Source organism: Rhodococcus sp. Eu-32 (genome assembly GCF_003336925.1).
GTDB classification, from domain to species: Bacteria; Actinomycetota; Actinomycetes; order Mycobacteriales; family Mycobacteriaceae; genus Rhodococcoides; species Rhodococcoides kyotonensis_B.
In genome coordinates this window covers 1-24,242 of record NZ_QGNK01000006.1, presented here as the reverse complement: position 1 = coordinate 24,242, position 24,242 = coordinate 1, and the positions used below count along the sequence as shown (strand labels likewise).

Annotated in this window: 22 protein-coding genes and 2 tRNA genes; 11 read left to right on the top strand and 13 right to left on the bottom strand. The window is 64.3% G+C overall.

Annotation, left to right across the window (positions count from 1 at the left end):
• Positions 1 to 57: 57 nt before the first annotated feature.
• The 3 genes from DK926_RS08975 to DK926_RS08965 all read right to left on the bottom strand — a co-directional run bounded on the left by DK926_RS08975 (position 58) and on the right by DK926_RS08965 (position 2,633).
• A complete protein-coding gene (locus tag DK926_RS08975) occupies positions 58 to 1,041 on the bottom strand; it encodes a ribose-phosphate diphosphokinase (RefSeq protein ID WP_084423662.1) in 984 nt (327 codons plus the stop codon).
• Positions 1,041 to 2,513: a bifunctional UDP-N-acetylglucosamine diphosphorylase/glucosamine-1-phosphate N-acetyltransferase GlmU gene (gene glmU, locus DK926_RS08970; protein ID WP_165839541.1), complete on the bottom strand. Its 1,473-nt coding sequence runs from the start codon at positions 2,511 to 2,513 to the stop codon at positions 1,041 to 1,043. Before glmU ends, DK926_RS08975 begins: the two co-directional genes overlap by 1 nt.
• A gap of 49 nt (positions 2,514 to 2,562) precedes the next feature.
• Positions 2,563 to 2,633, bottom strand: a tRNA-Gln gene (locus DK926_RS08965).
• Positions 2,634 to 2,837: 204 nt separating this feature from the next.
• On the opposite strand from DK926_RS08965, the gene DK926_RS08960 reads away from it, so the two are divergent.
• The 4 genes from DK926_RS08960 to DK926_RS08945 all read left to right on the top strand — a co-directional run bounded on the left by DK926_RS08960 (position 2,838) and on the right by DK926_RS08945 (position 8,963).
• Positions 2,838 to 3,464: a TetR/AcrR family transcriptional regulator gene (locus DK926_RS08960; protein WP_084423669.1), complete on the top strand. Its 627-nt coding sequence runs from the start codon at positions 2,838 to 2,840 to the stop codon at positions 3,462 to 3,464.
• 190 nt (positions 3,465 to 3,654) lie between these two features.
• On the top strand, positions 3,655 to 4,293 hold the full coding sequence (locus DK926_RS08955) for a ScbR family autoregulator-binding transcription factor (protein WP_068423989.1): 639 nt from the start codon (positions 3,655 to 3,657) through the stop codon (positions 4,291 to 4,293).
• Between the two features lie 120 nt (positions 4,294 to 4,413).
• Positions 4,414 to 8,052, top strand: coding sequence for a transcription-repair coupling factor (gene mfd, locus DK926_RS08950; RefSeq protein WP_114330139.1), 3,639 nt, complete (start codon positions 4,414 to 4,416; stop codon positions 8,050 to 8,052).
• On the top strand, positions 8,052 to 8,963 hold the full coding sequence (locus DK926_RS08945; RefSeq protein ID WP_114330138.1) for a MazG family protein: 912 nt from the start codon (positions 8,052 to 8,054) through the stop codon (positions 8,961 to 8,963). Before mfd ends, DK926_RS08945 begins: the two co-directional genes overlap by 1 nt.
• A 166-nt stretch (positions 8,964 to 9,129) precedes the next feature.
• On the opposite strand, the gene DK926_RS08940 is transcribed toward DK926_RS08945, so the two are convergent.
• The 8 genes from DK926_RS08940 to efeU form a co-directional block, all read right to left on the bottom strand.
• A complete protein-coding gene (locus DK926_RS08940) occupies positions 9,130 to 9,771 on the bottom strand; it encodes a dihydrofolate reductase family protein (protein ID WP_114330137.1) in 642 nt (213 codons plus the stop codon).
• A 76-nt stretch (positions 9,772 to 9,847) separates the two neighbouring features.
• The gene (locus tag DK926_RS08935; protein WP_114330136.1) at positions 9,848 to 10,288 is read right to left on the bottom strand and encodes a twin-arginine translocase TatA/TatE family subunit; all 441 of its coding nucleotides are present in this window, start codon (positions 10,286 to 10,288) and stop codon (positions 9,848 to 9,850) included.
• A 15-nt stretch (positions 10,289 to 10,303) separates the two neighbouring features.
• Entirely contained in the window at positions 10,304 to 11,077 is a 774-nt protein-coding gene (tatC, locus tag DK926_RS08930; protein ID WP_114330135.1) for a twin-arginine translocase subunit TatC, read from the bottom strand.
• Positions 11,074 to 11,295, bottom strand: coding sequence for a twin-arginine translocase TatA/TatE family subunit (locus tag DK926_RS08925; protein ID WP_114330134.1), 222 nt, complete (start codon positions 11,293 to 11,295; stop codon positions 11,074 to 11,076). Before DK926_RS08925 ends, tatC begins: the two co-directional genes overlap by 4 nt.
• 42 nt (positions 11,296 to 11,337) lie before the next feature.
• Positions 11,338 to 12,345, bottom strand: coding sequence for an intradiol ring-cleavage dioxygenase (locus tag DK926_RS08920; RefSeq protein ID WP_114330133.1), 1,008 nt, complete (start codon positions 12,343 to 12,345; stop codon positions 11,338 to 11,340).
• A gap of 109 nt (positions 12,346 to 12,454) precedes the next feature.
• Positions 12,455 to 13,702 carry an iron uptake transporter deferrochelatase/peroxidase subunit gene (gene efeB / locus DK926_RS08915; RefSeq protein ID WP_114330132.1) on the bottom strand — a complete coding sequence of 416 codons (1,248 nt, stop codon included), beginning with the start codon at positions 13,700 to 13,702 and terminating at the stop codon, positions 12,455 to 12,457.
• Entirely contained in the window at positions 13,683 to 14,822 is a 1,140-nt protein-coding gene (gene efeO, locus DK926_RS08910; RefSeq protein WP_207890781.1) for an iron uptake system protein EfeO, read from the bottom strand. Before efeO ends, efeB begins: the two co-directional genes overlap by 20 nt.
• 14 nt (positions 14,823 to 14,836) lie before the next feature.
• Positions 14,837 to 15,706 (bottom strand): iron uptake transporter permease EfeU, encoded by an 870-nt coding sequence (gene efeU / locus DK926_RS08905; protein WP_114330130.1) that lies wholly within the window; start codon positions 15,704 to 15,706, stop codon positions 14,837 to 14,839.
• A 152-nt stretch (positions 15,707 to 15,858) separates the two neighbouring features.
• Between efeU and DK926_RS08900 the strand changes: the two genes are divergently transcribed.
• From DK926_RS08900 to DK926_RS08870, 7 genes are all read left to right on the top strand, one after another.
• Positions 15,859 to 16,584 (top strand): lytic murein transglycosylase, encoded by a 726-nt coding sequence (locus DK926_RS08900; protein WP_114330129.1) that lies wholly within the window; start codon positions 15,859 to 15,861, stop codon positions 16,582 to 16,584.
• Between the two features lie 78 nt (positions 16,585 to 16,662).
• Entirely contained in the window at positions 16,663 to 17,949 is a 1,287-nt protein-coding gene (eno, locus tag DK926_RS08895) for a phosphopyruvate hydratase (RefSeq protein WP_114330128.1), read from the top strand.
• A gap of 27 nt (positions 17,950 to 17,976) precedes the next feature.
• A complete protein-coding gene (locus tag DK926_RS08890; RefSeq protein ID WP_114330127.1) occupies positions 17,977 to 18,657 on the top strand; it encodes a cell division protein FtsL in 681 nt (226 codons plus the stop codon).
• Complete coding sequence (locus tag DK926_RS08885; RefSeq protein WP_114330126.1) at positions 18,654 to 19,181, top strand: DUF501 domain-containing protein; 528 nt, start codon at positions 18,654 to 18,656, stop codon at positions 19,179 to 19,181. The genes DK926_RS08890 and DK926_RS08885 overlap by 4 nt, the downstream gene beginning before the upstream one ends.
• Positions 19,178 to 20,137: a Ppx/GppA phosphatase family protein gene (locus tag DK926_RS08880; RefSeq protein ID WP_114330125.1), complete on the top strand. Its 960-nt coding sequence runs from the start codon at positions 19,178 to 19,180 to the stop codon at positions 20,135 to 20,137. The genes DK926_RS08885 and DK926_RS08880 overlap by 4 nt, the downstream gene beginning before the upstream one ends.
• A 141-nt stretch (positions 20,138 to 20,278) precedes the next feature.
• Positions 20,279 to 21,706, top strand: a complete 1,428-nt coding sequence (locus DK926_RS08875; protein ID WP_114330124.1) for a TIGR00366 family protein — start codon at positions 20,279 to 20,281, stop codon at positions 21,704 to 21,706.
• Between the two features lie 48 nt (positions 21,707 to 21,754).
• Positions 21,755 to 21,831 (top strand) — tRNA-Leu (locus tag DK926_RS08870).
• A 282-nt stretch (positions 21,832 to 22,113) separates the two neighbouring features.
• On the opposite strand, the gene DK926_RS26445 is transcribed toward DK926_RS08870, so the two are convergent.
• Together DK926_RS26445 and DK926_RS08860 are read right to left on the bottom strand one after the other, a co-directional pair.
• On the bottom strand, positions 22,114 to 22,941 hold the full coding sequence (locus DK926_RS26445) for a hypothetical protein (RefSeq protein WP_125833393.1): 828 nt from the start codon (positions 22,939 to 22,941) through the stop codon (positions 22,114 to 22,116).
• Between the two features lie 535 nt (positions 22,942 to 23,476).
• Entirely contained in the window at positions 23,477 to 24,094 is a 618-nt protein-coding gene (locus DK926_RS08860) for a hypothetical protein (protein WP_207890780.1), read from the bottom strand.
• Positions 24,095 to 24,242: the final 148 nt, after the last annotated feature.

The following is a 24,242-nucleotide window of genomic DNA, read 5'->3' as shown; positions in this document are numbered from 1 at the left end:
TCGACCAGGGGGGATGTGCGGGACGGTGCGAAAAAATACCGAGCGGACTGCCGAAGCCTATGCAGATCCGTTGAACAGGCTTGTGACGGAACCGTTTTCGAAGACCTCGCGGATGGTGCGGGCGAGGAGCGGCGCGATGGACAGCTCGGTGAGCGTGTCGAAGCGCTTGTCCTCGGTGATCGGCAGGGTGTTGGTGACGACGACTTCCTTGGCACCGCATGCAGCCAGACGCTCTGCGGCTGGGTTGCTCAGGACGCCGTGGGTGGCGGCGATGACGACGTCGCCTGCGCCGGCTTCCTTGAGGACCTTGACGGCCCCGGCGATGGTGCCGCCGGTGTCGATCATGTCGTCGATCAGGATGCAGGTGCGGCCTTCGACGTCACCGACGACGCGGTTGGACTTGACCTGGTTGGGCACCAACGGATCACGCGTCTTGTGGATGAAGGCGAGCGGTGCGCCGTCGAAGCTGTCGGCCCACTTCTCGGCGACGCGGACGCGGCCCGAGTCGGGGGAGACCACGGTGATGTGCTCGAGGCTGTACTTGTCGCGGATGTGCTCGGCGAGCTGGCTGTGCGCGTGCATGTGATCGACGGGGCCGTCGAAGAAGCCCTGGATCTGATCGGTGTGCAGGTCGACGGTGATGATGCGGTCGGCGCCTGCGGTCTTCAGCAGGTCGGCGACGAGGCGAGCCGAGATCGGTTCGCGGCCACGGTGCTTCTTGTCCTGGCGGGCGTACGGGTAGAACGGCAGGATCGCGGTGATGCGCTTGGCCGAACCACGCTTCAAAGCGTCGATCATGATGAGCTGTTCCATCAACCAGGTGTTGAGTGGGAACGGGTGGCTCTGCAGCACGAATGCGTCGGAGCCGCGAACCGACTCCTCGAAGCGGACGAAGATCTCGCCGTTGGCGAAGTCCCGCGCTGTCTGAGGGGTGACTTCGATCCCCAGTTCTTTCGCCACCTGCTGTGCGAGTTCCGGATGGGCTCGACCCGAGAAGAGCATGAGGTTCTTCTGGTTGTCGATCCAATTAGGGGTGGTCACTACTGTTCGCCGTCCTTCGATTCATGCGACTCGGCGGCCAGTGCGCGTGCTGCAGCTTCCGCTGCGGCCGTGCCTGGACGCTTCTTCTCGACCCAGCCCTCTATGTTGCGCTGGGAACCAGCGGAAACGGCGAGCGTCCCCGGTGGTACATCGTTGCGGAGCACTGTTCCTGCTCCGGTGTAGGCGCCGTCGCCCACGCGGACGGGAGCGACGAACATGTTGTCCGATCCCGTGCGTACGTGAGAGCCGACCACGGTCCGCGCCTTGTTGACGCCGTCGTAGTTCACGAAGACCGACGACGCTCCGATGTTGGAGTGTTCGCCGATCGTCGCATCGCCGACGTAGGTCAGGTGCGGGACCTTGGAATGGTTGCCGATGGTGGAGTTCTTCGTCTCGACGAACGTGCCCACCTTGGAGCCGGTGCCGATCTCCGACCCCGGACGGAGATATGCGAAGGGCCCGACGGTGGCGCCGGGCCCGATGTGTGCCAGCTCTGCCTGCGTGCGAACGACGCAGGCGCGATCGCCGACGACGACGTCGCGCAGCGTGGTCTCCGGGCCGACGACGGCGTCCTCGCCGACGTGCGTGTTGCCGAGCAACTGCACTCCCGGCTCGAGACGCACGTCCGCGCCGAGAGTGACGTCGATGTCGATCCACGTCGTCGACGGGTCGACGACGGTCACGCCCGCCCGCATGTGCTTCTCGACGATGTGGCGGTTCAGCACGGCCGTCACGCGCGCGAGCTGAACGCGGTCGTTGACGCCCATGACGAGGTCGGGGTCGGCGAGCTGCGTGCCGTAGACGGACAAGCCGCTGCTCTTGCTGATCTTGACCACGTCGGTCAGGTACAGCTCCTGTTGCGCGTTCTGCGTACTGATCCGTCCGAGTGCCGTACGCAGTGCGGCCGCGTCGAACGCGTAGACACCGGAGTTGACTTCGGTGATCGAGATCTGCTCGGGGGTGGCGTCGGAGTGCTCGACGATCTCGCCGACCTCACCGTCGTCGGTACGCACGATGCGCCCGTATCCGTTGGCGTCGGCGGGGACGAACGTCAGGATCGTCGCGGCGGCCTTGGTCGGAGCGCTGAGGTGCTCGTCGAGCAGAGCCTTCAGGGTGTGGCCGTCGAGAAGGGGCACGTCCGCGGCGGTGACGACGACGGTGCCCTCGAAGTCCTCGGGCAGTGCCTGCAGGCCGCACTGCACCGCATGGCCGGTACCGAGTTGCTTGTCCTGGACGGCCGTGTGAATGGTGCGTCCTAGTTCGACGCCGAGCTCGTCGACGGCCTCGGTGACACGCTCGCGGTCGTGGCCGACGACGGTGACGAGGTAGTCCGGCCCCAGGTCGGCGGCTGCGTGCAGCGCGTGGGCGAGCATCGTGCGGCCGGCGAGTGCGTGGAGAACCTTCGGAGTCTTCGACCGCATTCGGGTGCCTGCACCCGCTGCGAGAACGACCACGGCGGTGTGCACTGGCAACTGAGCTCCTCGGCGAAAATCGCGCATGACTGATCCAAAGGCTTCTTCGCTCCGCCGCCAGGACTCGAACCTGAACTATCTGAACCAAAATCAGAGGTGCTGCCATTACACCACGGCGGATCATGACCAGCGGTTTCGTAGTGACCCCGCGACCCGATCACCCAGGTTACGCAGCCACGGCTCCACCGCCGAGCGCAACGAGTCTCGCATGAGATGTGGTTGTCAGTCGAACCGCTGCCGTAAAACGTGTCCGACGCACCATTAGGCTCGTGACAGAGGCTCCGCGACGGTCGGGGGGACGAGCGAGAACCGTGGGAGGCTGTCATGTCCGAACCCGAGCGTCCGCCGCGCGTCCGCATGACCGGTACGCAGCGCCGCGAGCAGTTGATCGAGATCGGTCGCTCGTTGTTCGCCGAGCGCGGGTACGAGGCGACGTCGGTCGAGGAGATCGCCGGTCGCGCGCACGTGTCCAAGCCCGTCGTCTACGAACATTTCGGCGGTAAGGAAGGCCTCTACGCCGTTATCGTCGACCGCGAGATGTCCACTCTGTTGTGGATGATCACGTCGTCGCTCGAGAACAACAGGTCCCGCATCCGCGTCGAACGTGTCGCGTTGGCCCTGCTCACGTATGTTGAAGAGCGCACCGACGGCTTCCGCATCCTGGTGCGAGACTCTCCCGTCGCCGCTGCCGACGGCAAGTACTCGTCCCTGCTCAACGACGCCGTCAGCAAGGTCGGGCACATACTCGCGGGCGACTTCACGCGTCGCGGATTCGATGCCGGTTTCGCTCCTCTGTACGCGCAGGCACTCGTCGGCATGGTGTCGATGACGGCACAGTGGTGGCTCGACGTCCGTGAACCGTCCAAGGAAGTGGTAGCGGCTCACGTTGTCAATCTGTGTTGGAACGGTCTCACCAATCTGGAGGCTGCACCGCAATTGGGCGAGGAATGAGCGGTCCATTTTCACTCTCGTGAGCAAAAGAGCGAGTACAGTCGCTTTCACTGCGGTGAGGTGCACGTCACACGTGCAGGTGATAATTGTTCGGACCGGAAGCAAGTTGAGAGAGGCCGTAAAGCCACCGGGTGGTACCGTTCGTTCGTAATTTGCGCAGTGGCGGCCCAGTATTGCGAAGGCGGAATCAATGGTCAGACAGGCCCGCGCCGAGATAACTCGCGACACCGTCTTGGCGGGCGCAGCGAACGTATTCCTGCGTCTCGGCTACGCGAATGCGAGTCTCAGCGAGATCATCTCCCAGTCTCAGGTCACCAAGGGTGCTCTGTACTTCCACTTCGGGTCGAAGGAAGAGCTGGCCCGCGCGGTCATCGACGAGGGAAACACGCGACTGACGACGGCGTGCAGGCAGTTCAACGACGGCCGCATCCCCGCGCTCGAAGCAGCGATCGGTATCTCCTACATCGTGGTGGATCTGTCGGTCAGCGATCCCATGGTGTCGGCCATGCTGCGGCTCAGCCACCAGATCGGCGACTACCGCGGAACCCAGGGCAACGTCATGGCCGGGTGGGCGGATGCGTTCGACACCCTGGCGGCCAAGGCCATCAAGCAGGGCGACATCGATTCGACCGCCGACTCCAGGACCATCGGCTCGCTGGTTCTCGAGATCCTGACCGGCGTACACATGGTGGCTGTGGCCACGGCCAACACCGCCGAGTTGCCGTCGCGCATGGAACGTCTGTGGTACTACCTGCTGCCGTCTCTCGTGACGCCGGGCAAGCTCGAGTACTTCCGTGAGTTCGCAGCACGACGGGTCATCCGGCACTAGGGCTTCCGCTTCGCCCGGTAGGGCCGGATAGGATCGAGCGCGATCGCCGGTTTTCCGCCCCGTCCTGCGGGGTAGATGCCGGACTGACAGTCGTGCCGATCTTGCTCAGGAGCCCCGCAGTTGCCTTCCGATTCTTCGCTTCATCTGTCGGGTCTCGCGCGCGTCGCTCTCGCTGACGCGACGCTGCAGTCCGTCGCCGAGGCGGTGGGTGCCGCCGAACGCACTCTGGTCGGCCCCAACGCGTCGAGGCCGTTCGTCGCGGCAGCGATGGCCGAGCGGACGCAGGTTTTGGTGGTCACCGCGACCGGGCGTGAAGCCGACGAGCTGACCGCCGAACTCGAGCAGATCCTCGGTGACTCGGTGGTGCAGTTCCCGTCATGGGAGACGCTGCCGCACGAGCGTCTCTCGCCCAGCGCGGACACCGTCGGCAAGCGACTGCAGGTGCTGCGCCGCCTCGCGCGTCCCGACGACGCCGATTACGGCCCGCCCATCCAGGTCATCGTCACGACGGTCCGCTCCCTCGTACAACCGATGTCTCCGGGGCTGGGGGAGATCGAGCCGATCACGCTGAAGGTCGGCGTCGAGACCGACTTCGACGGCCTGATCCACCGCCTCGTCGAGCTCGCCTACACCCGCGTCGACATGGTCGGCAAACGCGGAGAGTTCGCCGTCCGCGGCGGCATCCTCGACATCTTCTCGCCGACGGCCGATCACCCGGTGCGCGTCGAATTCTGGGGCGACGAGGTCACCGAGCTCCGCGCGTTCTCCGTCGCCGATCAGCGATCTCTGGCCGACGTCCAGGTCGATTCGGTCATCGCCCCGCCGTGTCGCGAACTGATCCTGACGCAGGAAGTCCGCGATCGCGCCGCGGCGCTGAGCGCGGACAACCAGGCCGACGCGGCCCTCGTCGAGATGCTCGACAAATTGTCCGGTGGCGTCCCGGTCGAAGGTATGGAGGCGCTGCTGCCGTTGCTTCAGCACGGCGAACTCCAACTACTCGCCGACATTCTTCCGCGCGGTGCTCACGTCCTGCTCTGCGATCCCGAGCGAATCCGTACGCGCGCAACCGATCTGGTGCGCACCGGGCAGGAATTTCTCGAAGCGTCGTGGACGGCGGCGTCCGTCGGCGGCGCGGCCCCGCTCGACGCGTCGACACTCGATACGTCCAGCCTGGGCGGTGTCGGCCTCGATCTCGGTGCATCCGCCTATCGCTCGCTGCGGCAGGTTCGAGAATCCGCCGAGGCACACGGTCGCCCGTGGTGGACCATCAGTCCGCTGGCATCGGGCAGTGACGACGAGGTCGAACTCGCCATCGAAGGTGTCCCCGAGGTCCGCGGCTCCGAGGAACTACTGGCCGGTGTCTTCGCGATGTTGCGCGGACATGTGTCGACGGGCGGTCGCGCCGTCATCGCCGTCGCCGGGGCAGGCACCGCTACGCGCATCATCGAGCGACTCGGCGAGGCGGATGTGCCTGCGGCGCACATCGACTCGGGTGCCGAGCCGCTGCCCGACGTCGTCAGCGTCCTGTGCGGTTCGCTGCACGAGGGACTGATTCTGCCCGACGCTGGGCTCGTCGTCGTCACCGAAAGCGACCTCACCGGCAACCGCGTCACCGCGGCCGAAGGCCGAAAGATGCCCGCCAAGAGGCGGAATCAGGTCGACCCGCTCGCACTGGTCGCGGGCGACAGCGTCGTACACGATCAGCACGGCATCGGCCGGTTCGTCGAGATGATCGAGCGGACGGTCGGCGGTGCGCGTCGGGAGTACCTCGTCATCGAATACGCACCGAGCAAGCGCGGTCATCCCGGTGACCGGTTGTTCGTGCCGATGGACTCGCTCGACCAGCTCTCGCGCTACGTCGGCGGTGAGCTGCCTGCGCTGAGCAAGCTCGGCGGATCCGACTGGGCCAACACGAAACGCAAGGCGCGCAAAGCCGTTCGCGAGATCGCAGGCGAGCTCGTGCAGCTGTACGCCGCACGCCAGGCCGCGCCAGGTCACGCATTCGGTCCGGATACGCCTTGGCAGCGCGAGATGGAAGACGCGTTCGGGTTCACCGAGACGATGGACCAGATGACGGCCATCACCGAAGTCAAGGCCGACATGGAGAAGGCGGTTCCGATGGACCGCGTCATCCTCGGCGACGTCGGATACGGCAAGACCGAGATCGCGGTGCGCGCGGCGTTCAAGGCAGTGCAGGACGGGAAGCAGGTCGCCGTGCTCGTGCCGACAACCCTTCTGGCGCAGCAGCATCTGCAGACGTTCCAGGCGCGTATGGCGTCGTTCCCGGTGACGGTGAAAGGTCTGTCCCGCTTCACCCACGGCGCCGACGCCAAAGAGGTGATGACCGGTCTCGCCGACGGGACCGTCGACATCGTCGTCGGAACGCACCGCCTGTTGCAGACCGGTGTCACGTGGAAGGACCTCGGTCTCGTCATCGTCGACGAGGAGCAGCGATTCGGCGTCGAGCACAAGGAGCACATCAAGTCGCTGCGGACGCACGTCGACGTCCTGACGATGTCGGCGACGCCTATTCCCCGTACGTTGGAGATGAGCCTCGCCGGCATCCGGGAAATGTCGACCATCCTCACCCCGCCCGAGGAGCGCCATCCGATCCTCACGTACGTCGGTGCGTACAACGACAAGCAGGTGGCCGCGGCCATCCGACGCGAACTCCTGCGCGACGGCCAGGTGTTCTTCGTCCACAACCGTGTCAGCTCGATCGACAAGGCAGCCAAGCGTATTCGTGACCTGGTGCCCGAGGCGCGCGTCGCGACGGCTCACGGCCAGATGAACGAGGAGACGCTGGAGAAGACGGTGCAGGGCTTCTGGCAGCGCGAGACCGATGTGCTGGTGTGTACCACCATCATCGAGACCGGCCTGGACATCTCCAATGCCAACACACTCATCGTCGAACGCAGTGATTCCCTCGGTCTGTCGCAGCTGCATCAGCTGCGAGGACGCGTCGGGCGAAGCCGGGAACGGGGATACGCGTACTTCCTGTACCCGGCCGAGAAGCCGTTGACCGAGACCGCGTACGACAGGCTCGCGACCATTTCGCAGAACTCCGATCTCGGTGCCGGTATGGCCGTCGCGATGAAGGACCTCGAAATCCGCGGCGCCGGTAACGTTCTCGGCGCCGAGCAGTCCGGTCACGTGGCAGGCGTCGGATTCGATCTGTACGTGCGGCTCGTCGGTGAGGCCGTCGAGGCCTACCGCGCGGCGGCCGACGGCAAGCCCATCACGACGGACGAGGCGCCCAAGGAGGTACGTATCGATCTTCCGGTCGACGCGCACATCCCGCCCGACTACGTCACCAGCGATCGGCTTCGGCTGGAGGCGTACCGAAAGCTCGCTGCCGCATCGGATTCCGACGAGATCAAGGCTGTCGTCGACGAGCTGACCGACCGATACGGTCCGCTGCCCGAGGAAGTCGGACGGTTGGTGTCGGTCGCGAAACTTCGGCTCATCGCGAAGGAGTACGCCCTCACCGACATCACTGTCGCGGGAACCCAGGTCAAGCTGGCTCCGATGGATCTTCCCGACTCCAAACAGATTCGCCTCAAGCGGCTCTACCCGAACGCGCAGTACCGTGCCACCACCGGCGTCGTGCAGCTGCCACTGCCGCGGGTCGAGGGTGGTGGCGTCGGCGCCGCCCGTGTACGCGACGTCGAACTGGTCCAGTTCATCGCCGATCTGATCTTGTCCTTGGACGGCAAGCCGTCTCGATCGGTGCTGCTGGAGCAGACTGTGGGGGTGTGATGACGGTAGTGCTGCTCGATCCGGCCCGGCCGACGATGGTCCCGGCCGAGGCAATCGAATTCCTCAGTGGGGTAGTGGAATTCACCGAGGAAGTACCGGTGCGGACCAGATGGCTCTTCTCCGGGACCGCGCGGGCCGACGGGTCCGCCGCCGTGCTCGTCAGCACCGATCCCCGCAATCCCGATGTGCTGGAACGGATCAGGCGCGGTGACCGCGTCGTCGAGTCGCCCAAGCTACCCGGCGACGACCTCATCGCAGCTGTGGTGCTGATGGATCGCCTCCGCACGATCGGGGGATGGGAAGCGCAGCAGACACATGCGTCGCTCAGTGGCTACCTCCTCGAAGAGACCTACGAGCTGCTCGACGCCATCCACAGCGGCAACCTCGTCGATCTGAAGGAGGAACTCGGCGACATCCTGCTGCAGGTACTCTTCCACTCGCGCATCGCGCAGGACGCCGAGGAGAACGCGTTCGACGTCGACGACGTCGCCGCCGGGTTGGTGACCAAACTGACCCACCGGACACCCCATCTGACCGACGGTTCGACGGGTCCGATCGACGTCGCCACGCAGGAGAAGGCGTGGGAGGAACGCAAGGCGGCCGAGAAGGCCCGCGGATCCTGCCTCGACGGCATCGCGATGGCCCAGCCCGCACTCGCGTTGGCGCAGAAGGTCGTTGCGCGTGCTACGAAGGCCGGGCTGCCCGACGAACTCGTCCCCGACGACCTGCGCACCGTCCACATCGGGGTCGACCACAGTCACGGCGGCGAGAGCGCCGAGGACCTGTTGCGTCGGAACGTCCTCGACTTCGCCCGGCGCGTCCGAGGTGCCGAGGAATCCGCCAAGCTCCACGGCGCGCAGCCGGGAAAGCTCACCGCCATCGAGTGGATCGAGAATTGGGGCCGGAAGTAGGGGCTTTTGCTTTCCCCGGGCTTTCCGGAGCGAGGGTGACATTCGGTCACTCGGAGTGACCAAGGGACGCCCTCGCTCCGGCCGGGCGCGCGGCCACCCCCGCATCGATGGCGCTTCCAAGCCATCAGATCGTATGGATGAACCATTCAAGGGATCGCGGCCCCGACTACCTACGCCAGAACAGATGGTGCGTGACGCCGCTGGGGCTGGGGACGATCTCGTGTTCGAAACGGTCGTTCAGCTCGTCGGGCGATTCCCAGAGCTTCAGTCCGTCCCCGAGCTCCAAGTCGGACACGGCTACATGCATGGTGTCGACGAGGTCCGCGTCGAGGAACTCGCGGATGGTGGTGACGCCACCACCCAATCGCACGTCCCGGCCGTCGGCCGCTTTCTTCGCCTGGTCGAGCACGGTTGCGGCGTCGGCGTCGACGAAATGGAAGGTCGTCTCGCCGAGCGTGATCGACGGGCGTTCGTGGTGCGTGAGAACGAAAACGGGTGTGTGGAAGGGCGGTTCGTCACCCCACCAGCCCTCCCACTCGAGGTTCTCCCACGGCCCCCGTTGCGGCCCGAACTTGTTGCGGCCCATGATCTCGGCGCCGATGTTGTGCGCGAAGTCCCGTGTGAAATAGTCGTCGAGACCGCGGGTGCCGCCCGGATCGGTGCGATTCGGCCAGCTTGCGGTGGCACCGGCCCACGCGAACATGCCGGAGTGGTCGAATCCGAACGGGCTCTCGAAGCTCTGATTCACCCCCGCCGCGACGCCGTCGCTGGAGACGTTGAAATTCTGGACTCGTACTAGCTGTAGCACGTGCGCTCCCGTCGTAGATGATTGAAGTACGGGAAATGGACCGAGCAGGCACCCGAAACTCATCGGCGGTCGAGGTTCACTCCGACGGCGCTACCGGCACCGACTGAGCGGCGATACGTCTCGGGTCGTCGACCGGAAGCGAGTCGACCGATATTCGCCGCGGATGCGACGACGTGCCCGTGATCAGGTACTTCTGGCCCGGCCTCACACGGCTGGCCTCGTCGAGTAGCTCCTGCGTGACCACGATTTCCGGTCGTCCGGCATCGGGCTCCTGGAGTGCGTCGCTGACGATGCGGCGGGGGTCGTACTGACGAAGGTCGAACGACTCCCATTCGGTGCGCTGCAACGGAATTCCCATGTCGCGTTCCGCTGCGCTGCGGGTGGCGTCGACGAAGTTGCGTAGGTTACGGACGTACTGGCCGAGTTGCTGTGCGTATCCGGGTAGTCGGTGTGGGCCGAGTACCAACCCGGCGATGATGGCTACCAGAAACAGCTTTTCGAAGGACAAGCCGAACATGAATGGCTCCGCGTTTCAAAAGGTCGATGAAGTGTCTGCGAGTGCGCGCTTGGAGGCTCGCTTGTCGTGCAGCGTGGTGATGGCGACAGCGGCGCCGAACAGAACGGCCATCGGTAACGCGACGATGAACATGGACATGACATCCGCAGCCGGTGTCACCAGAGCGCTGAACAGTGCGATGACGACGACGATGATGCGCCAGCTGCTCCGGAGCTTGTGTGCGGGCACGATTCCGAGGCAGTTGAGCATCACCAGCAGGGCAGGCAGGACGAAGGCGATGCCGGTGGCCAGCACGATCTTCATGACGAAGTCCACGTAATACGACGCGTTGAGTATCGTGCTGTCCTGGTCTGACGAGAAGCCTGCGAGCACACTCACCATGCGGGGAAAGATGAGGAACCCGAACACGCACCCGGCAGCGAAGAGTGGCGCAGCCGCAGCGGAGAATCCGAGGACGTACTTCTTTTCCCGACGCGTCAGTCCGGGCGTGAGGAACGCGAACAACTCGCGCAGCCACACCGGACTCGAGACGATGACTCCGGTGAACAGGGCAATCCGCAATTCGAGGTCGAACGCGCCGGTAACGGTGTCGTAGTTGAGACTGGCCTGGCGCGACTGGGCGAGTTCTTCGACCGGTGCGCGCAGGATGTCGAGTATCTGAACGGTCAGCAGGAACCCGAGGACGACGCCGACGAGCAACGACACCGCCGCGCGAGTCGCGCGGCGGCGTGCCTCGCGAAGATGTCCGGCTATCGGCATCGTTCCACGCGCGGCAGTGGCTGCGGTCATGACGCGTGGCGGTACGGAACCGTTGCGTTCGTGTCCACGTCGCGGACCGGCGCAGTCGGTGCCGAGGTCGAGTCCTTGTCCTCTCGCACTTCGTCTTTCAGAATGCGCATCGCCTGGCCGACGCCCTTGGCGAGTGACGGGAGCTTGGTCGAACCGAAGATGAGCAGGAGGATCGCCAGAACGATGAGCGCGTGCCACCCAGTGAGATTGTGCAACATGATGTTTCCTTACGTGTGGTTCGAAATTCGAAGTGGAGAGGGTCAGTTCGAGGGGGGAGTGCCGCCCATCGGGGGCTGCCCACCGCCGGGGCCACCGCCCATGCCGCCACCCATGCCGCCACCCGGTCCTCCGCCACTGGGAGCTGCGCCTGCCGTGGGCTCGGTGGTGGTGTCGATCGCAACTGCCAGCGATCCGACGTACCCGGAGGTGGCGTCCCCGGAGTACGTTCCCATCTCGAGCTCGTACCCGTCGCCGAAGACGTTGTCGTTGTCCAGGCTGCCGATCTGTGCGAGGTTCTCGCTGGACCCCGCATAGGTGTCGAGCTGATAGATCGTCTCGAGCATGTCCTGCGGAAATGCGATCTGGGACGTGGCAATTGCGTTGTCCGCGGTGGTCGCCGAGGCGGTATCGGGGTACACCTCGAAGTGAATGTGAGTCCACCGACCGGAGTAGCAGGCGGGCACGATCGTCCGAAACGTCGCGGTGCCATTGGAATCGGTGGCCTGGATGCCCCGAAGGTAGGTCTCGTCCTCGATTCCTTCGGAATACATCGAGTACTTGCCGTCCGCATCGCAGTGCCACATGTACACGGCGACGTTCTCGAATGGAACGTTACCGTTCGCCATGTCGGTGACAGTGAATGTGAAGGAGAGAGGCACTCCGTCCGCGACCGCGCCGCCGTCGAGACTGGACGTGATATCGCTGCGGACGATCCCCGATTCTTCCAACACGTTGACGCCGTTCGATCCGTCAGCGGGGTAGGGGCCGTTCGTTTCGTCCGGGATCTCGCTGGTCGCGGCGGCAGTCGACGAGGTGGCCGACGTCGTCGATGCAGTCGAGGTGCTCGCATCGGACGAGTTGGAGCAGGCGGCGAGCGCCAGCGCGCCGGCTCCGGCGCCGACTATGCCCAACACTCGTCGACGTGTGACGAGTGTGGTGATGTCGAAGCCCGCACCCTGATCGACGACGTCTTCGTCGGGCCGATCCAGCAGGCGCCCTTCGTATTCCGGACCATCGGGAGTGTTTGTGGGTTCTGGTGAACGGGTCATCTTCGGTCTCTTCCTTGCCGGGGCTGTCGGTTTGGTAGAGCCAATGTTCGTACTCGAACCGGTGAGGACCCTGGGGCTCAGCTGGGAGAAACCTGGGAGCTCGATGCTGTCAGCCGAACAGCGTGGAACCCCAATAGTCCGACTGACCCAATCCAGGTGGGCAGGCGAACACAGCCGACCCGACGTGCTGGATGTATTCGTTCATCGCGTCGTGGCGAGCGAGGTTCAACTGCATGGGCACGAATTGCGTCAGCGGGTCACGGCAGTACGCGATGAAGAACAGTCCGGCGTCGAGGTGGCCGAAGCCGTCGGATCCGTCGGTGAAGTTGTAGCCGCGGCGCAGCAGTTGCACCCCACCCAATTCTTCCTTCGACGCCAGCCGTACGTGCGCGTCCTTGTCGATCAGAAACCCGTGCGGCCCTTTCGACTCCAGATCCAGGTCGTCGAACTCGTCGCGAAGACCCAGCGGTGCACCGGTTCCCTTGCTGCGGCCGATCACTCGTTCCTGTTCGTTCAGCACGGTGCGGTCCCAGGATTCGATCAGCATGCGAATGCGTCGCGCCACGAGGAACGACCCGCCCCGCATCCACTCCTGGTCGCTGTCGCCGACCCACACGAATTCGTCCAGGGCGCCGGGGTCCTCGGCTTTCAAGTTGGCCGTTCCGTCCTTGAACCCGAACAGGTTTCGCGGGGTCGCCTGTGACGTGGAGGTCGACGACGTCCGGCCGAACCCGAGCTGCGACCACTTGACCGACACGGTGCCGAAGCCGACGCGCGCGAGGTTCCGGATCGCGTGCACCGCAACTTGCGGATCGTCGGCGCACGCCTGGATGCACAGGTCGCCCCCCGACCGCGTCGGATCCAGATTGTCGCCGGGGAAGTGCTGCAGATCGGCCAGCGACGCAGGCCGCATGTCGTCGAGTCCGAACCGCGTGAACAATCCCGGCCCGAACCCGATCGTCAACGTCAACGACGAGGCCGAAAGGCCGAGTGCCTCACCGGTATCCGTCGGCGGCTTGTATTCGCCCGCGTCGACTGCGCCGCCGTCGAACGTCTCTTCGCCCCGCGTCAATCTCTCGGCCATGAGTGTCCACTCACGGAGCATTGTCACGAAGTCGTCGCGCGAATCCGTCGTGACGTCGAAGGCGACGAAGTGCATGCGGTCCTGTGCAGGCGTGACGATGCCTGCCTGGTGGTCGCCGCGAAAGGCGACGACGTCCGACGCCGCGCCTTCCTCACGGGGCCCGGCACAACCGCCGGCGATGGCCCCGGCTCCGACGAGAGCTGCCCCCGCCCCGACGGCGCCGAAGAGGCGCCGTCGGGAAAAGCCGTTGTTCCTAGGTTCCTGCGACGACACCTTGCACCTGGCTCACTTCTGCGGACAGGGCGTCGATCTTGTTCGACAATTCCTGACGCTGGGGTTCGGTGACGGTGTCATAGGAGACGAAGCCGTCACCCTGGCGGTATTGGGCGAGTTCTGCATCGAGCTCGGCGAACCGGGCGTCGATCTGCGTTCCCAGTGCGGCGTCACGCTGATCGATGATCGGACGCACCGCGGCGACGGCAGCCTGCGAACCGTCGACGTTGGCCTGGAAGTCCCACAGGTCGGTGTGCGAGAAGAAGTCCTCTTCACCGCTGATCTTGGTTTTCGCGACCTCGTCGAGCAGGCCCTGTGCACCACCGGCGACCTGGATCGGATCGACCGTGAAGTCGTCGGCCTTCACCTTCTCGGCGAGTTCGGCGATGTCGGCCTGCAGCTGATCGGCCATGGCGTTCGTGTCGGGCTGAATTCCCTGCGCCCACAGGTCTTTTTCGATCCGGTGGAAACCGGTCCACGTGTCCCCGGGCTCGACGTCGGGTTCGCGCAGATCGATGCGCGGATCGAGGTCGTCGGGGAAGCTCTCGGCCACAGGCTCAATGCGTTCGTAGTAGCTACGGGTGACGGGGAACTGAGCCTTTGCGGCGTCGATGTCACCGGCCTTGACCGAGGTCACGAACTGAGCGACGGTCTCCTGCAGCGCGTCGACCTGGCTGACGACGTAGCGCTTGTATCCCGACGCGGCCTCCTCGAGCAGACCGTCGTCGTCGGCCTGGCGGACCGCGTCGCCGGTGACGACGAAGTCGCCGCGGATGCCGTCGCCGACCATGCCTGCCTTGCATGCCGTGTGGTACGTGCCCGGGTCGGGCAGCGACACGATCAGTTGACGCGTCAGCCCGGGGCCGATGTTCTCGATTTCGCCCATGACGCGGTCGCCCTCGCCGTAGACGTAGAACTCGGTGACCTTCGTTCCGTTGTTCGTGATCTGGAACGTCGAGTTGCCCGTCGCGCCTTCGGTATTGGCGACGTCACACGTGGTGTCGGTCGCTGCTACCGCGATGTCTCCTGCGCTGGCTTCGGAGGACGACTTCTCCGTACAGCCGGCGAGCGCCAGGGGCAGAACCGCGACAGCGGCGAGAGCGTAGGTGGTACGACGCATCGAGACGACGCCTTTCATGAGGTGAGTGCGGGTTCGGGAACTCGAACCGGACGCAGGAAGAGAAACAGAACGACACCGAGGTAGAGCGCCCAGCCGACGACCTGCAACACGGTCGGTTCGGGACGGAAATTGAAGATGCCTGCGAGCACGGTGCCGTACCAGCTCGAGGCGTCGAACTGCGAGGTGATGTCGAATGCGACTGTGCCGCCGCCGGGGAGTAGCCCGCCGATCTGCAGTGCGCGGATGCCGTACGCGAGGATGCCCGCGGCGACGACGATGAGGAAGATGCCGGTGTACCGGAAGAATTTGGCGAAATCGATGCGGATCGCACCGAAGTAGAGCAATACCGTCAGTACTGCGGCGACGACGATGCCGAGCAGCAGTCCGAGCAACGGCCACGAACTGCCGTGTGCGTTCTCGGCGTACCCGACCATCAGCAACGCAGTTTCGACGCCTTCACGTCCGACGGCGAAGAACGACAGCGTCAGCACCGCGATGGGTCCGACGGACAATGCGCGTTCCATGCCGCTGCGCAGTTCCCCGGACATGTCCTTGGCGGCCGTCCGCATCCACAGCACCATCGTCGTGACGATCGCGACGGCGACCAGCGAGGCGAGGCCCGCAATGACCTCCGCGGTCAGACCGGTGACGGTCGAGGTGCCGTAGTGGATGACGAAGAAGATGACCGCAACCATCGCCACCGCGATGCCCACGCCCATCCAGACCCACTTCAGGGCGTCGCGGCGCTGAGCCTTCACGAGGAACGCCACGAGGATCATGACGACAATGCCCGTCTCCAGTCCTTCACGGAGTCCGATGAGTCCGCTCCCGAACATCTGCGTGGCGATCGACGGAGCGGATCCTGAGGCGGCGAGTACGGACAACGTCTGGTGCTCCTGAACGGCTAAACAAGGGTAGGCGACCCTACATGCGGTTGTGAGCAACATACACCCTCTTTCGGCCCAGAAAACCCCCTTGAACTGCGCATTCTCCCCGCTTTAGGTTTCTATTACTTTTGATGTGCAGGATGGATTGAGTGAAGAACCGTCTGGGCTGGGTCGCCGCCGTCGTGTCGGTGGGATTCGTGGCCGCTGCCTGTGGCTCGACCGAACCGCCGCGTCAGATCCCCGAGGGCATCCCGCCCGGTCCCGGCACCCCCGTGCCGATGATCGACTTCAATGCGCCCGGCCGGACCGCCGACCTGCTGCTCGCGTGGGCAGAACCGCAGTCGGCCGAGTTGAACATCTCGGCACCGGCCCTCGCCGCGTATGCGCATGCCGCGGCCATCATGGAGGCGACGTCACCGGATTGCGGCATCGCGTGGACGACGCTCGCCGGCATCGGGTACATCGAGAGCAGGCACGGCACCTTTCAGGGATCGTCGGTCGCACCGGACGGGACCGTGTCCCCGCCGATCCGCGGAATCCCGCTCGACGGCGCACCGGGCGTCGCCGAGATCCCCGATACCGACGGCGGTCTCATGGACGGCGACCCCGAACACGACCGCGCGATGGGCCCGATGCAGTTCATCCCCGAGACCTGGCGCAAGTGGGGCGTCGACGCCAACGGCGACGGCATAGCCAACCCGGACAATCTCGACGACGCGGCCCTGACCGCGGCTCGCTACCTCTGCGCGCGCGGCGGCAACCTCCGCACTCCCGAGGGATGGGAGCGAGCCCTCATGGCCTACAACCAGTCCGGGGTCTATCTACGGGACGTGCGCGACGCGGCCGCGGCATATTCCGTGGGCACGCGAGCGTGACATGCGGCGGTCGTCGTCGAGCGGCTAGTCTGACACCCGGCAGACATCAGCCCGCCCCCGTTACAAGGAGATGCATTCGTGGCCATCATTGAGCAGGTCGGAGCTCGCGAGATTCTCGACTCCCGTGGCAACCCCACGGTCGAGGTCGAGGTCGCACTGGACGACGGAACTCTGACCCGCGCGGCAGTTCCCTCCGGTGCATCCACCGGTGAGCACGAAGCCGTCGAGCTGCGCGACGGTGGCGACCGCTACCTGGGCAAGGGCGTCGAGAAGGCCGTCAACGCTGTTCTCGACGAGGTCGCACCGGCCGTCATCGGCCTCGACGCGATCGAGCAGCGTGCCGTCGACCAGGCTCTTCTCGATCTCGACGGAACCCCGAACAAGTCCCGCCTCGGCGCGAACTCGCTCCTCGGTGTGTCCCTGGCCGTCGCCAAGGCTGCTGCCGAGTCGGCTGGGCTCGAGCTGTTCCGTTACCTCGGTGGACCGAACGCGCACATCCTGCCGGTCCCGATGATGAACATCATCAACGGCGGCGCGCACGCGGACAGCGGCGTCGACGTCCAGGAGTTCATGATCGCGCCGCTCGGCGCGCCGACGTTCAAGGAGTCCCTGCGCTGGGGCGCCGAGGTCTACCACTCGCTCAAGTCCGTGCTGAAGGCCCAGGGCCTGTCGACGGGCCTCGGTGACGAGGGCGGTTTCGCTCCCGACCTGGCCGGCACCAAGGCGGCACTCGACCTCATCCTCGAAGCGATCCAGAAGGCCGGACTCGAGCCGGGCCGCGACATCGCGCTCGCTCTCGACGTCGCCGCGACCGAGTTCTACACCGCTGGCACCGGCTACGCCTTCGAGCGTGAGACCAAGTCGGCCGAGGAGATGTCGGCGTTCTACGCACAGCTGGTCGACGCGTACCCGCTGGTGTCGATCGAGGATCCGCTCGACGAGAACGACTGGGACGGTTGGGTCGCCCTGACCGACACCATCGGTGACAAGGTGCAGCTCGTCGGCGACGACCTGTTCGTCACCAACCCGGAGCGTCTCGAGGACGGCATCGTCAAGGGTGCGGCCAACGCGCTGCTGGTCAAGGTCAACCAGATCGGAACGCTGACCGAAACCCTCGACGCCGTCGACCTCGCGCACCGCAACGGCTACAAGACGATGATGAGCCACCGGTCCGGTGAGACCGAAGACGTCACCATCGCCGACCTCGCGGTTGCTGTCGGCAGCGGCCAGATCAAGACCGGTGCCCCGGCTCGTTCCGAGCGCGTCGCCAAGTACAACCAGTTGCTGCGAATCGAAGAAGCTCTCGGTGACGCGGCGCGTTACGCGGGCGAGCTGGCTTTCCCCCGGTTCAATTACGAGGGATAGTTTTCGGCTCGACAGTGAAGGTGGGACATGGCGGCACGACGAGGAAGACCGGGGACCAGTCCAGGTGGACGGGATCCCAGGCCTCGTGGCCGCACGTCGACCGCCCGTAATCGGCAGGCCGGAGCTGCGTCGGGCGACCAGCGCAGCTCCGGTGCACCCGCACCGGAAACATCCGAGCAGGCGCGCGACGCCGTCGTTGCCGGTAGGGCAGCGCCGAAACGCGTCGGCGCCCGGAAGTCGACACGAAGTGACCGCACGTTTCTGGGATTGTCGACGGGGCGAGCCGTCGTTCTCGCCGTCGTCGTCTGTGCGTTGGCTCTGACGCTCGCGATGCCGCTGCGCACGTATTTCTCGCAGCGCGCCGAGCTTCAGCAGGTGCTCGCCGAACGCGAGAATCTGGAGAACGACGTCAGAAATCTGGAGCTCGAGAAGTCTCAGCTGAACGAGCCTGCGCGCATCGCTGCCGCAGCTCGTACCCGGCTGTTCTGGGTCATGCCGGGGGAGACGCCGTACACGGTGCAGCTGCCCGGCGACGTCGCGAAGTCGGATCGAGAAGACGAAGCAAACAAGCAATCTGCGGGTCCGTGGTATCGAGACCTGTGGGAATCGGCAGTGCAGCCGCAACCGACCGACGAGCCGGAGACCCCTCCGCTCCCGGCGCTCGTGCCTGCACCTGCTCCAGCAGCAGAAGGAGGACCGGTCGGGTGAGTCCGGCAGTCTCGCAAGAAGATCTCGACGCAGTCGCAGCCCAGCTCGGGCGTGAACCGCGCGGCGTTCTGGAGATCGCATACAGGTCGCCGGATGGAAAGCCCGGCGTCGTCAAGACTGCGCCGAAGCTTCCCGACGGCACTCCGTTCCCCACTCTGTACTACCTGACCGATCCGCGGCTCACCGCAGAGGCGAGCAGGCAGGAGTCGGCGGGTGTGATGCGGGAGATGACGTCTCGCTTGGCCGAGGACGAAAACCTCGCGGCCGGCTACCGGCGTGCCCACGAGTCCTACCTCGCCGAGCGCAACGAGATCGAGTCTCTCGGAACGGATTTCACCGGCGGCGGAATGCCTGACCGGGTGAAGTGCCTGCACGTGCTCATCGCGCATTCTCTGGCCAAAGGCCCGGGATTGAATCCACTCGGCGACGAGGCTGTGGCGCTCGCTGCCGAATCGTCGTTGCGCGGCACCGCGATTCCAGCCGACTGGCCCACCATCGCCGAACTACGCGGAGAGACAGCATGACTCGCGTCGCCGCCATCGACTGCGGTACCAACTCCATAAGGCTTCTGGTCGCCGATATCGACGACGTTGTCCTGACGGACGTCGCCCGCGAGATGCGCGTCGTCCGGCTCGGCCAGGGCGTCGACGCAACGGGATCCTTTGCGCCGGAAGCCATCGAGCGCACGCGGATTGCGTTGGCCGAGTACGCCGAGATCATCCGTTCCTCCGGTGCTTCCGCATTGCGGATGGTGGCGACTTCAGCGACGCGCGACGCGTCCAACCGCGAGGACTTCTTCGCGATGACGCGCGAGATCCTCGACCCTATCGTGCCTGGATCCGTCGCCGAGGTGATCACCGGCGACGAGGAAGCGCGGCTGTCGTTCGCGGGTGCTGTCGGCGAATTGAGTTCGGGCGACGCGCCTTTCGTGGTGGTGGATCTGGGTGGTGGGTCGACCGAACTCGTCCTGGGCGATTCCGACGGTGTCGAGGCGGCGTACTCCGCGGACATCGGTTGTGTTCGACTGACCGAACGGTGCCTTCCGTCCGATCCTCCGACCGACGAAGAGATCGCTGCCGCACGGGCTTTCGCTGGTGAGCGACTGCAGGTCGCATTCGATGCCGTGCCCGTCGAGAAGGCGAGGACGTGGGTCGGCGTCGCAGGCACGATGACGACGCTGGCCGCGCTGGGCCTCGAACTCGAGCAGTACGATCCGAACGCAATTCACCTGTCCCGCATCTCTTTCGCGAAGTTGCGTGAGGTCTGCGACGGACTGTTGCACATGACGCACGACGAACGTGCCGCGCTCGGCCCGATGCATCCGGGGCGGGTCGACGTCATCGGCGGCGGATCGTTGGTCACGCTAGCGCTTGCCGACGAATTCGCTCGGCGCGCAGCGATCGACGAACTCGTCGTCAGTGAGCACGACATTCTCGACGGCATCGCTCTCAGTGTGGCTCCGCCATCCGTGCGCGGATAGTTGGTCTCTGTGCCAATTTTGTGCGCACGGGTAGCGTAGCTGCAAAACTGCAGATTGGGTCTGCGGCGGTGTGCCTTGCATCGCATGACGTTTCGGTGTTCTCTGTGCTGGGGGTCACAACTTCCGAAGCGAGGATCATAGATGACAACGACGCAGGCTCCGTCCGAAAAAGGTTTGGCGCGTGCGGCGCAGGCTCTTGCCCGCGCCACCGAGAAATGGTTCCCCGACGCCTACATCTTCGCCCTCGCCGGAGTGGTCGTCGTCGCCGTGGCGGCGTTCGTCAACGGGTCGTCGCCGCAGAATGTCGTCGATGCCTTCGGTAACGGTTTCTGGGATCTGACGGCGTTCACGCTGCAGATGGCGATGGTGGTACTGACCGGGTACGTGGTGGCGACGTCGCCGCCCGTTGCTCGGCTCATCACGCGCCTCGCGCGGATTCCTAATTCTCCCAGCAGCGCAGTCAGTTTCGTGGCACTGCTGTCGTGTTCGGTGTCGTTCCTCAACTGGGGACTCAGTTTGGTGTTCGGTGGTCTGCTGGCGCGAGCGATCGCCCGTCGGGACGATCTTCGGGTCGACTACCGGGCCCTCGGCGCGGCCGCATTCATGGGGCTCGGAGCGGTCTGGGCGCTCGGCATGTCGTCGTCGGCCGCGCAGTTGCAGGCCACCGCGAGCTCGTTGCCCGCGTCGTTGCTGCAGATCACCGGCGTCCTCGATTTCGGCAAGACGATCTTTACGTGGCAGTCGCTGCTGACGTGTTTCATCATCACCGTGCTGACCGTCGTCATCGCGCGTTTCTCCGCGCCGAAGGGTGCGGCGATCAAGACCGCGGAGTCGATGAATGTCGATCTCGACGACACCGTTGCCGAGCCCGCGCCACGCAGTCGCCCCGGTGAGTGGCTGGAATACAGTCGCATTCTGCCGTGGTTCGCAGGTGCGATGACGCTGGGTTGGCTTGTGTCGCAGCTGTTGACACTGCCGGTACTCACTGTGGTGTCGTCGTTGAACGGCTACCTGTTGGTATTCCTCATGCTTGGCCTCGTGCTGCACGGGACTCCGCGACGCTTCCTCGATTCCGTTGCGCAGGCAGTTCCGGCGACGGCAGGCATCCTGGTGCAGTTTCCGCTGTACGCCGCGATGGCGGCGATTCTGACGGAGGCCGAGGGCAGGGGTGGCGTCACGATCTCCGAGCACCTTGCGCACTTCTTCACCGACGTCGGCAGCGGCGGGGGATTCGCCGTGGTCATCGCGATCTACACCGTCGTGCTCGGGTTGTTCGTGCCGTCGGGTGGCGGCAAATGGCTCGTCGAGGCGCCCTACGTCATGCAGTCCGCGACGGACGTGCAGATGAACCTCGGCTGGACCGTCCAGATCTACAACGTCGCCGAGGCTCTGCCGAACCTGATCAACCCGTTCTTCATGCTGCCGTTGCTCGCCGTACTGGGCCTGCGGGCACGTGATCTGATCGGATTCACGTTCCTACAGTTCATCTTTCACTTCCCGGTGGTGCTGCTGCTCGTCTGGCTGCTGGGTACGACATTCCAGTTCGTGCCGCCGGTGATCCCGGGGTAGGGCTGGGCCGATATGATCGTCACCGCTGGAGCCCAGGCTCCAGCGGTCGCCCCTATAGCCCAATTGGCAGAGGCAGCGGACTTAAAATCCGCACAGTGTCGGTTCGAGTCCGACTGGGGGCACCACTAAGGCGCAGCTCAGAGGTGGTGGCGGACGTGAGTGGACGTTCGAACACCCGGTTCGATGTCACAGAATGTCACAAGTCAAAATAACTGCCGTTCGAACGGATGGCTGATATCTCTGAAGCGCTGTGACCGGGCGACTCCCTGCAGCCGATTTACGGGCGGCGGCCGACCGTTGTGTCAGCCGTGGTGCGTGGCTTGCCGGCGGTCGACCCTTCGCCGCTGGGTCAGCGGGATATCAAATGCGCCGCTCAAGGACAATCTCCCGAGTCTGTTAACATGAGGCTACTTTAGGGGATTGGGTAGGTAGCCGGTCACGCCTGCGGAATCGGCGGTTGCCGCCATCGTGATCCCGGTGGCTAGAAGGCCGTTTGGTAACAAAACCCACTGCGGGTCGACATTATTTGTCCTGACCGCGGTGATCAGATCGTTTGCGTCTGAAATTAGGTGATCATGGTTGCAGTGCGCGCGATCATCGATATACAAGATCGCGGTCCTGCTGTCGCACGCCACCACACCGCAAAAGATTTCACTCCCGGCAAAATGTTCGGGCGCGTCTGTCCAAGGACGTATCTCGGCTAGCGAGTTCGGCAGGTTTCGCACCAGTGGCGGGGGTAAATGGCGGCGAGACGAATACTCTGTAAATCTAGGGAAAGGCCCGATCGCGCAGACAAAGCCGTACGGTTCATCGGACCCCTTTCGTCCAGGTGCTTGCCATCCAAAGCCCCGACTGTCGGTGTCGATGGCAACAAGTAGTGACGGATTGTGCGGAATCGGCGCAGCGGTGACGACGACACTTCCGCTCGCCCCACGGGGCATCTCTTTTATTATTGGCGAAGTAAGACGGCCCGCCTCATTTCGATTGTCGGTAGTCAACACTAATACCACGACGTCCTGATCAATCGGTGGCGCGTTGAGAATACATGCCTGGTTGAGCGTTCGTTCGTCTAACGAGACCGACTCGAACTCGGATGCATTGAAGACGATTGTGCAGATGATATTCCAGCCGTCGACCAAGAACGGAACGTTATCTCGCGGCCAGCGATCTAAGTAATGCTTGTCAGCTGCCCTGATCTGCGAACGAATGTTGCCGTAGTATCCGATTTGGTTCATACCGTCTCGGTGGATACTAAGCTTGAGCTCACCGGCTAGGCGCGAAGGCGCAACATATACGTCCTCCCCGCACTTGCCTAGCCAGACCCGCCAGACGCTAGACCGTGCGTGGCCATCGCTCGACTGAAGGAAAAACCGACATACACTTTGCGACCGCGACACTGATTGACTCCTGCCAGCCCGTTTACTCCTGAAATGCCAATACTCGATAGTGACAGTCAATGGTACTGGAGGTTACGGACGACTGCGTGCAGGTTGCTGGGTCGAGCGGGCACCGTGAACTGTTTAGCCCGGGACTTGATCCGCGCCTAAAGTCGGTTGCCGCCCAGACCAGCACTGAACGGCGAGTTTTGAATCCGTAGCCCGGGTTGTTCGTCGAACACAACGTCGGGGCACCGCGCGCCTCTAGTTCGGCTTATGACAAGGGTGACTCCGCGCTCGTCAGGTCCCGAAACGCGAGAGCCTCCAGTTCGAAACTTCACTACCGCTTGTTGTCGGCGTCGCCCATAGGTTAGTAGCGAAAATCCAGGTCTGATCACGGCCTGGGCTCGGAAGGTGCGAACCCCTGAAAATGCGAGAGATCCCATAAGAAGCGGTTGTAGGTGCGTTCCGCGTCATAATATAGGGTGACACAATGTTGTATCGCTTCCCGATCGCATTGCCACAGTTCGGAAACTTTTGCGATTGCCATCAGTCCGCACAACGAAGCGAATAGGCCGTGTCTCCAAGATTCCGTGACCTTCGTATGAGAGTTCATTTGTGCGGACAGCGTCGTTATCGATATGGCTACTGCATTTGCATGCACGAGTCTGTGAAGCAGCGGAAACTCCCTCGGCGCGAGACCTGGTGCAAGCTTATCGACTAGAGACTGATAAGACTGCGGAACCTTGGCTTTGGGCAAAGTTGGGTTCGCCGACCTCCAATCGCGAATTCCTTTTGCCAAAGCAGTCTCTTCGGGTTCCGCCGTGGCGCCATGGATATTGTAGCTCTTGAAACCATCTCCAATGAGAGCTGCCATCTTGGACATGCGCAGGTATGGAGACTCGGACGCGTCAGCGAGGTAGTAAGCGCGACTGGCGTACTCTGCGGTCGCGCGTGCGAGAACCGCTGGCGATACCAGCATCGGCGATGGCAAGTCCAGCAGCTTACCCATGGCGTAAAGGTTGTCGCCTGCACCTAGCCTCGGGCTTTCACCGCTTTGAGGAACACCCGTGCGTGAATGCCGAAGAAGGGTGCTCCGACCTGCGATAATTCGACTTGTCGAAGGTTGAATACACGCAGAAGCCAGGAGCACCCTTCAG

Coding starts and splice junctions, on each gene's coding strand:
- tatC (WP_114330135.1), bottom strand. CDS start 11,077: ATGACCGCAGCCACTGCCGCGCGTGGAACGATGCCGATAGCCGGACAT.
- DK926_RS08955 (WP_068423989.1), top strand. CDS start 3,655: ATGGTCAGACAGGCCCGCGCCGAGATAACTCGCGACACCGTCTTGGCG.
- DK926_RS08945 (WP_114330138.1), top strand. CDS start 8,052: ATGACGGTAGTGCTGCTCGATCCGGCCCGGCCGACGATGGTCCCGGCC.
- DK926_RS08935 (WP_114330136.1), bottom strand. CDS start 10,288: ATGTTCGGCTTGTCCTTCGAAAAGCTGTTTCTGGTAGCCATCATCGCC.
- DK926_RS08890 (WP_114330127.1), top strand. CDS start 17,977: ATGGCGGCACGACGAGGAAGACCGGGGACCAGTCCAGGTGGACGGGAT.
- efeO (WP_207890781.1), bottom strand. CDS start 14,822: ATGCGTCGTACCACCTACGCTCTCGCCGCTGTCGCGGTTCTGCCCCTG.
- DK926_RS08920 (WP_114330133.1), bottom strand. CDS start 12,345: ATGACCCGTTCACCAGAACCCACAAACACTCCCGATGGTCCGGAATAC.
- DK926_RS08960 (WP_084423669.1), top strand. CDS start 2,838: ATGTCCGAACCCGAGCGTCCGCCGCGCGTCCGCATGACCGGTACGCAG.
- DK926_RS08860 (WP_207890780.1), bottom strand. CDS start 24,094: ATGGGTAAGCTGCTGGACTTGCCATCGCCGATGCTGGTATCGCCAGCG.
- DK926_RS08880 (WP_114330125.1), top strand. CDS start 19,178: ATGACTCGCGTCGCCGCCATCGACTGCGGTACCAACTCCATAAGGCTT.
- DK926_RS26445 (WP_125833393.1), bottom strand. CDS start 22,941: ATGAACCAAATCGGATACTACGGCAACATTCGTTCGCAGATCAGGGCA.
- DK926_RS08875 (WP_114330124.1), top strand. CDS start 20,279: ATGACAACGACGCAGGCTCCGTCCGAAAAAGGTTTGGCGCGTGCGGCG.
- DK926_RS08925 (WP_114330134.1), bottom strand. CDS start 11,295: ATGTTGCACAATCTCACTGGGTGGCACGCGCTCATCGTTCTGGCGATC.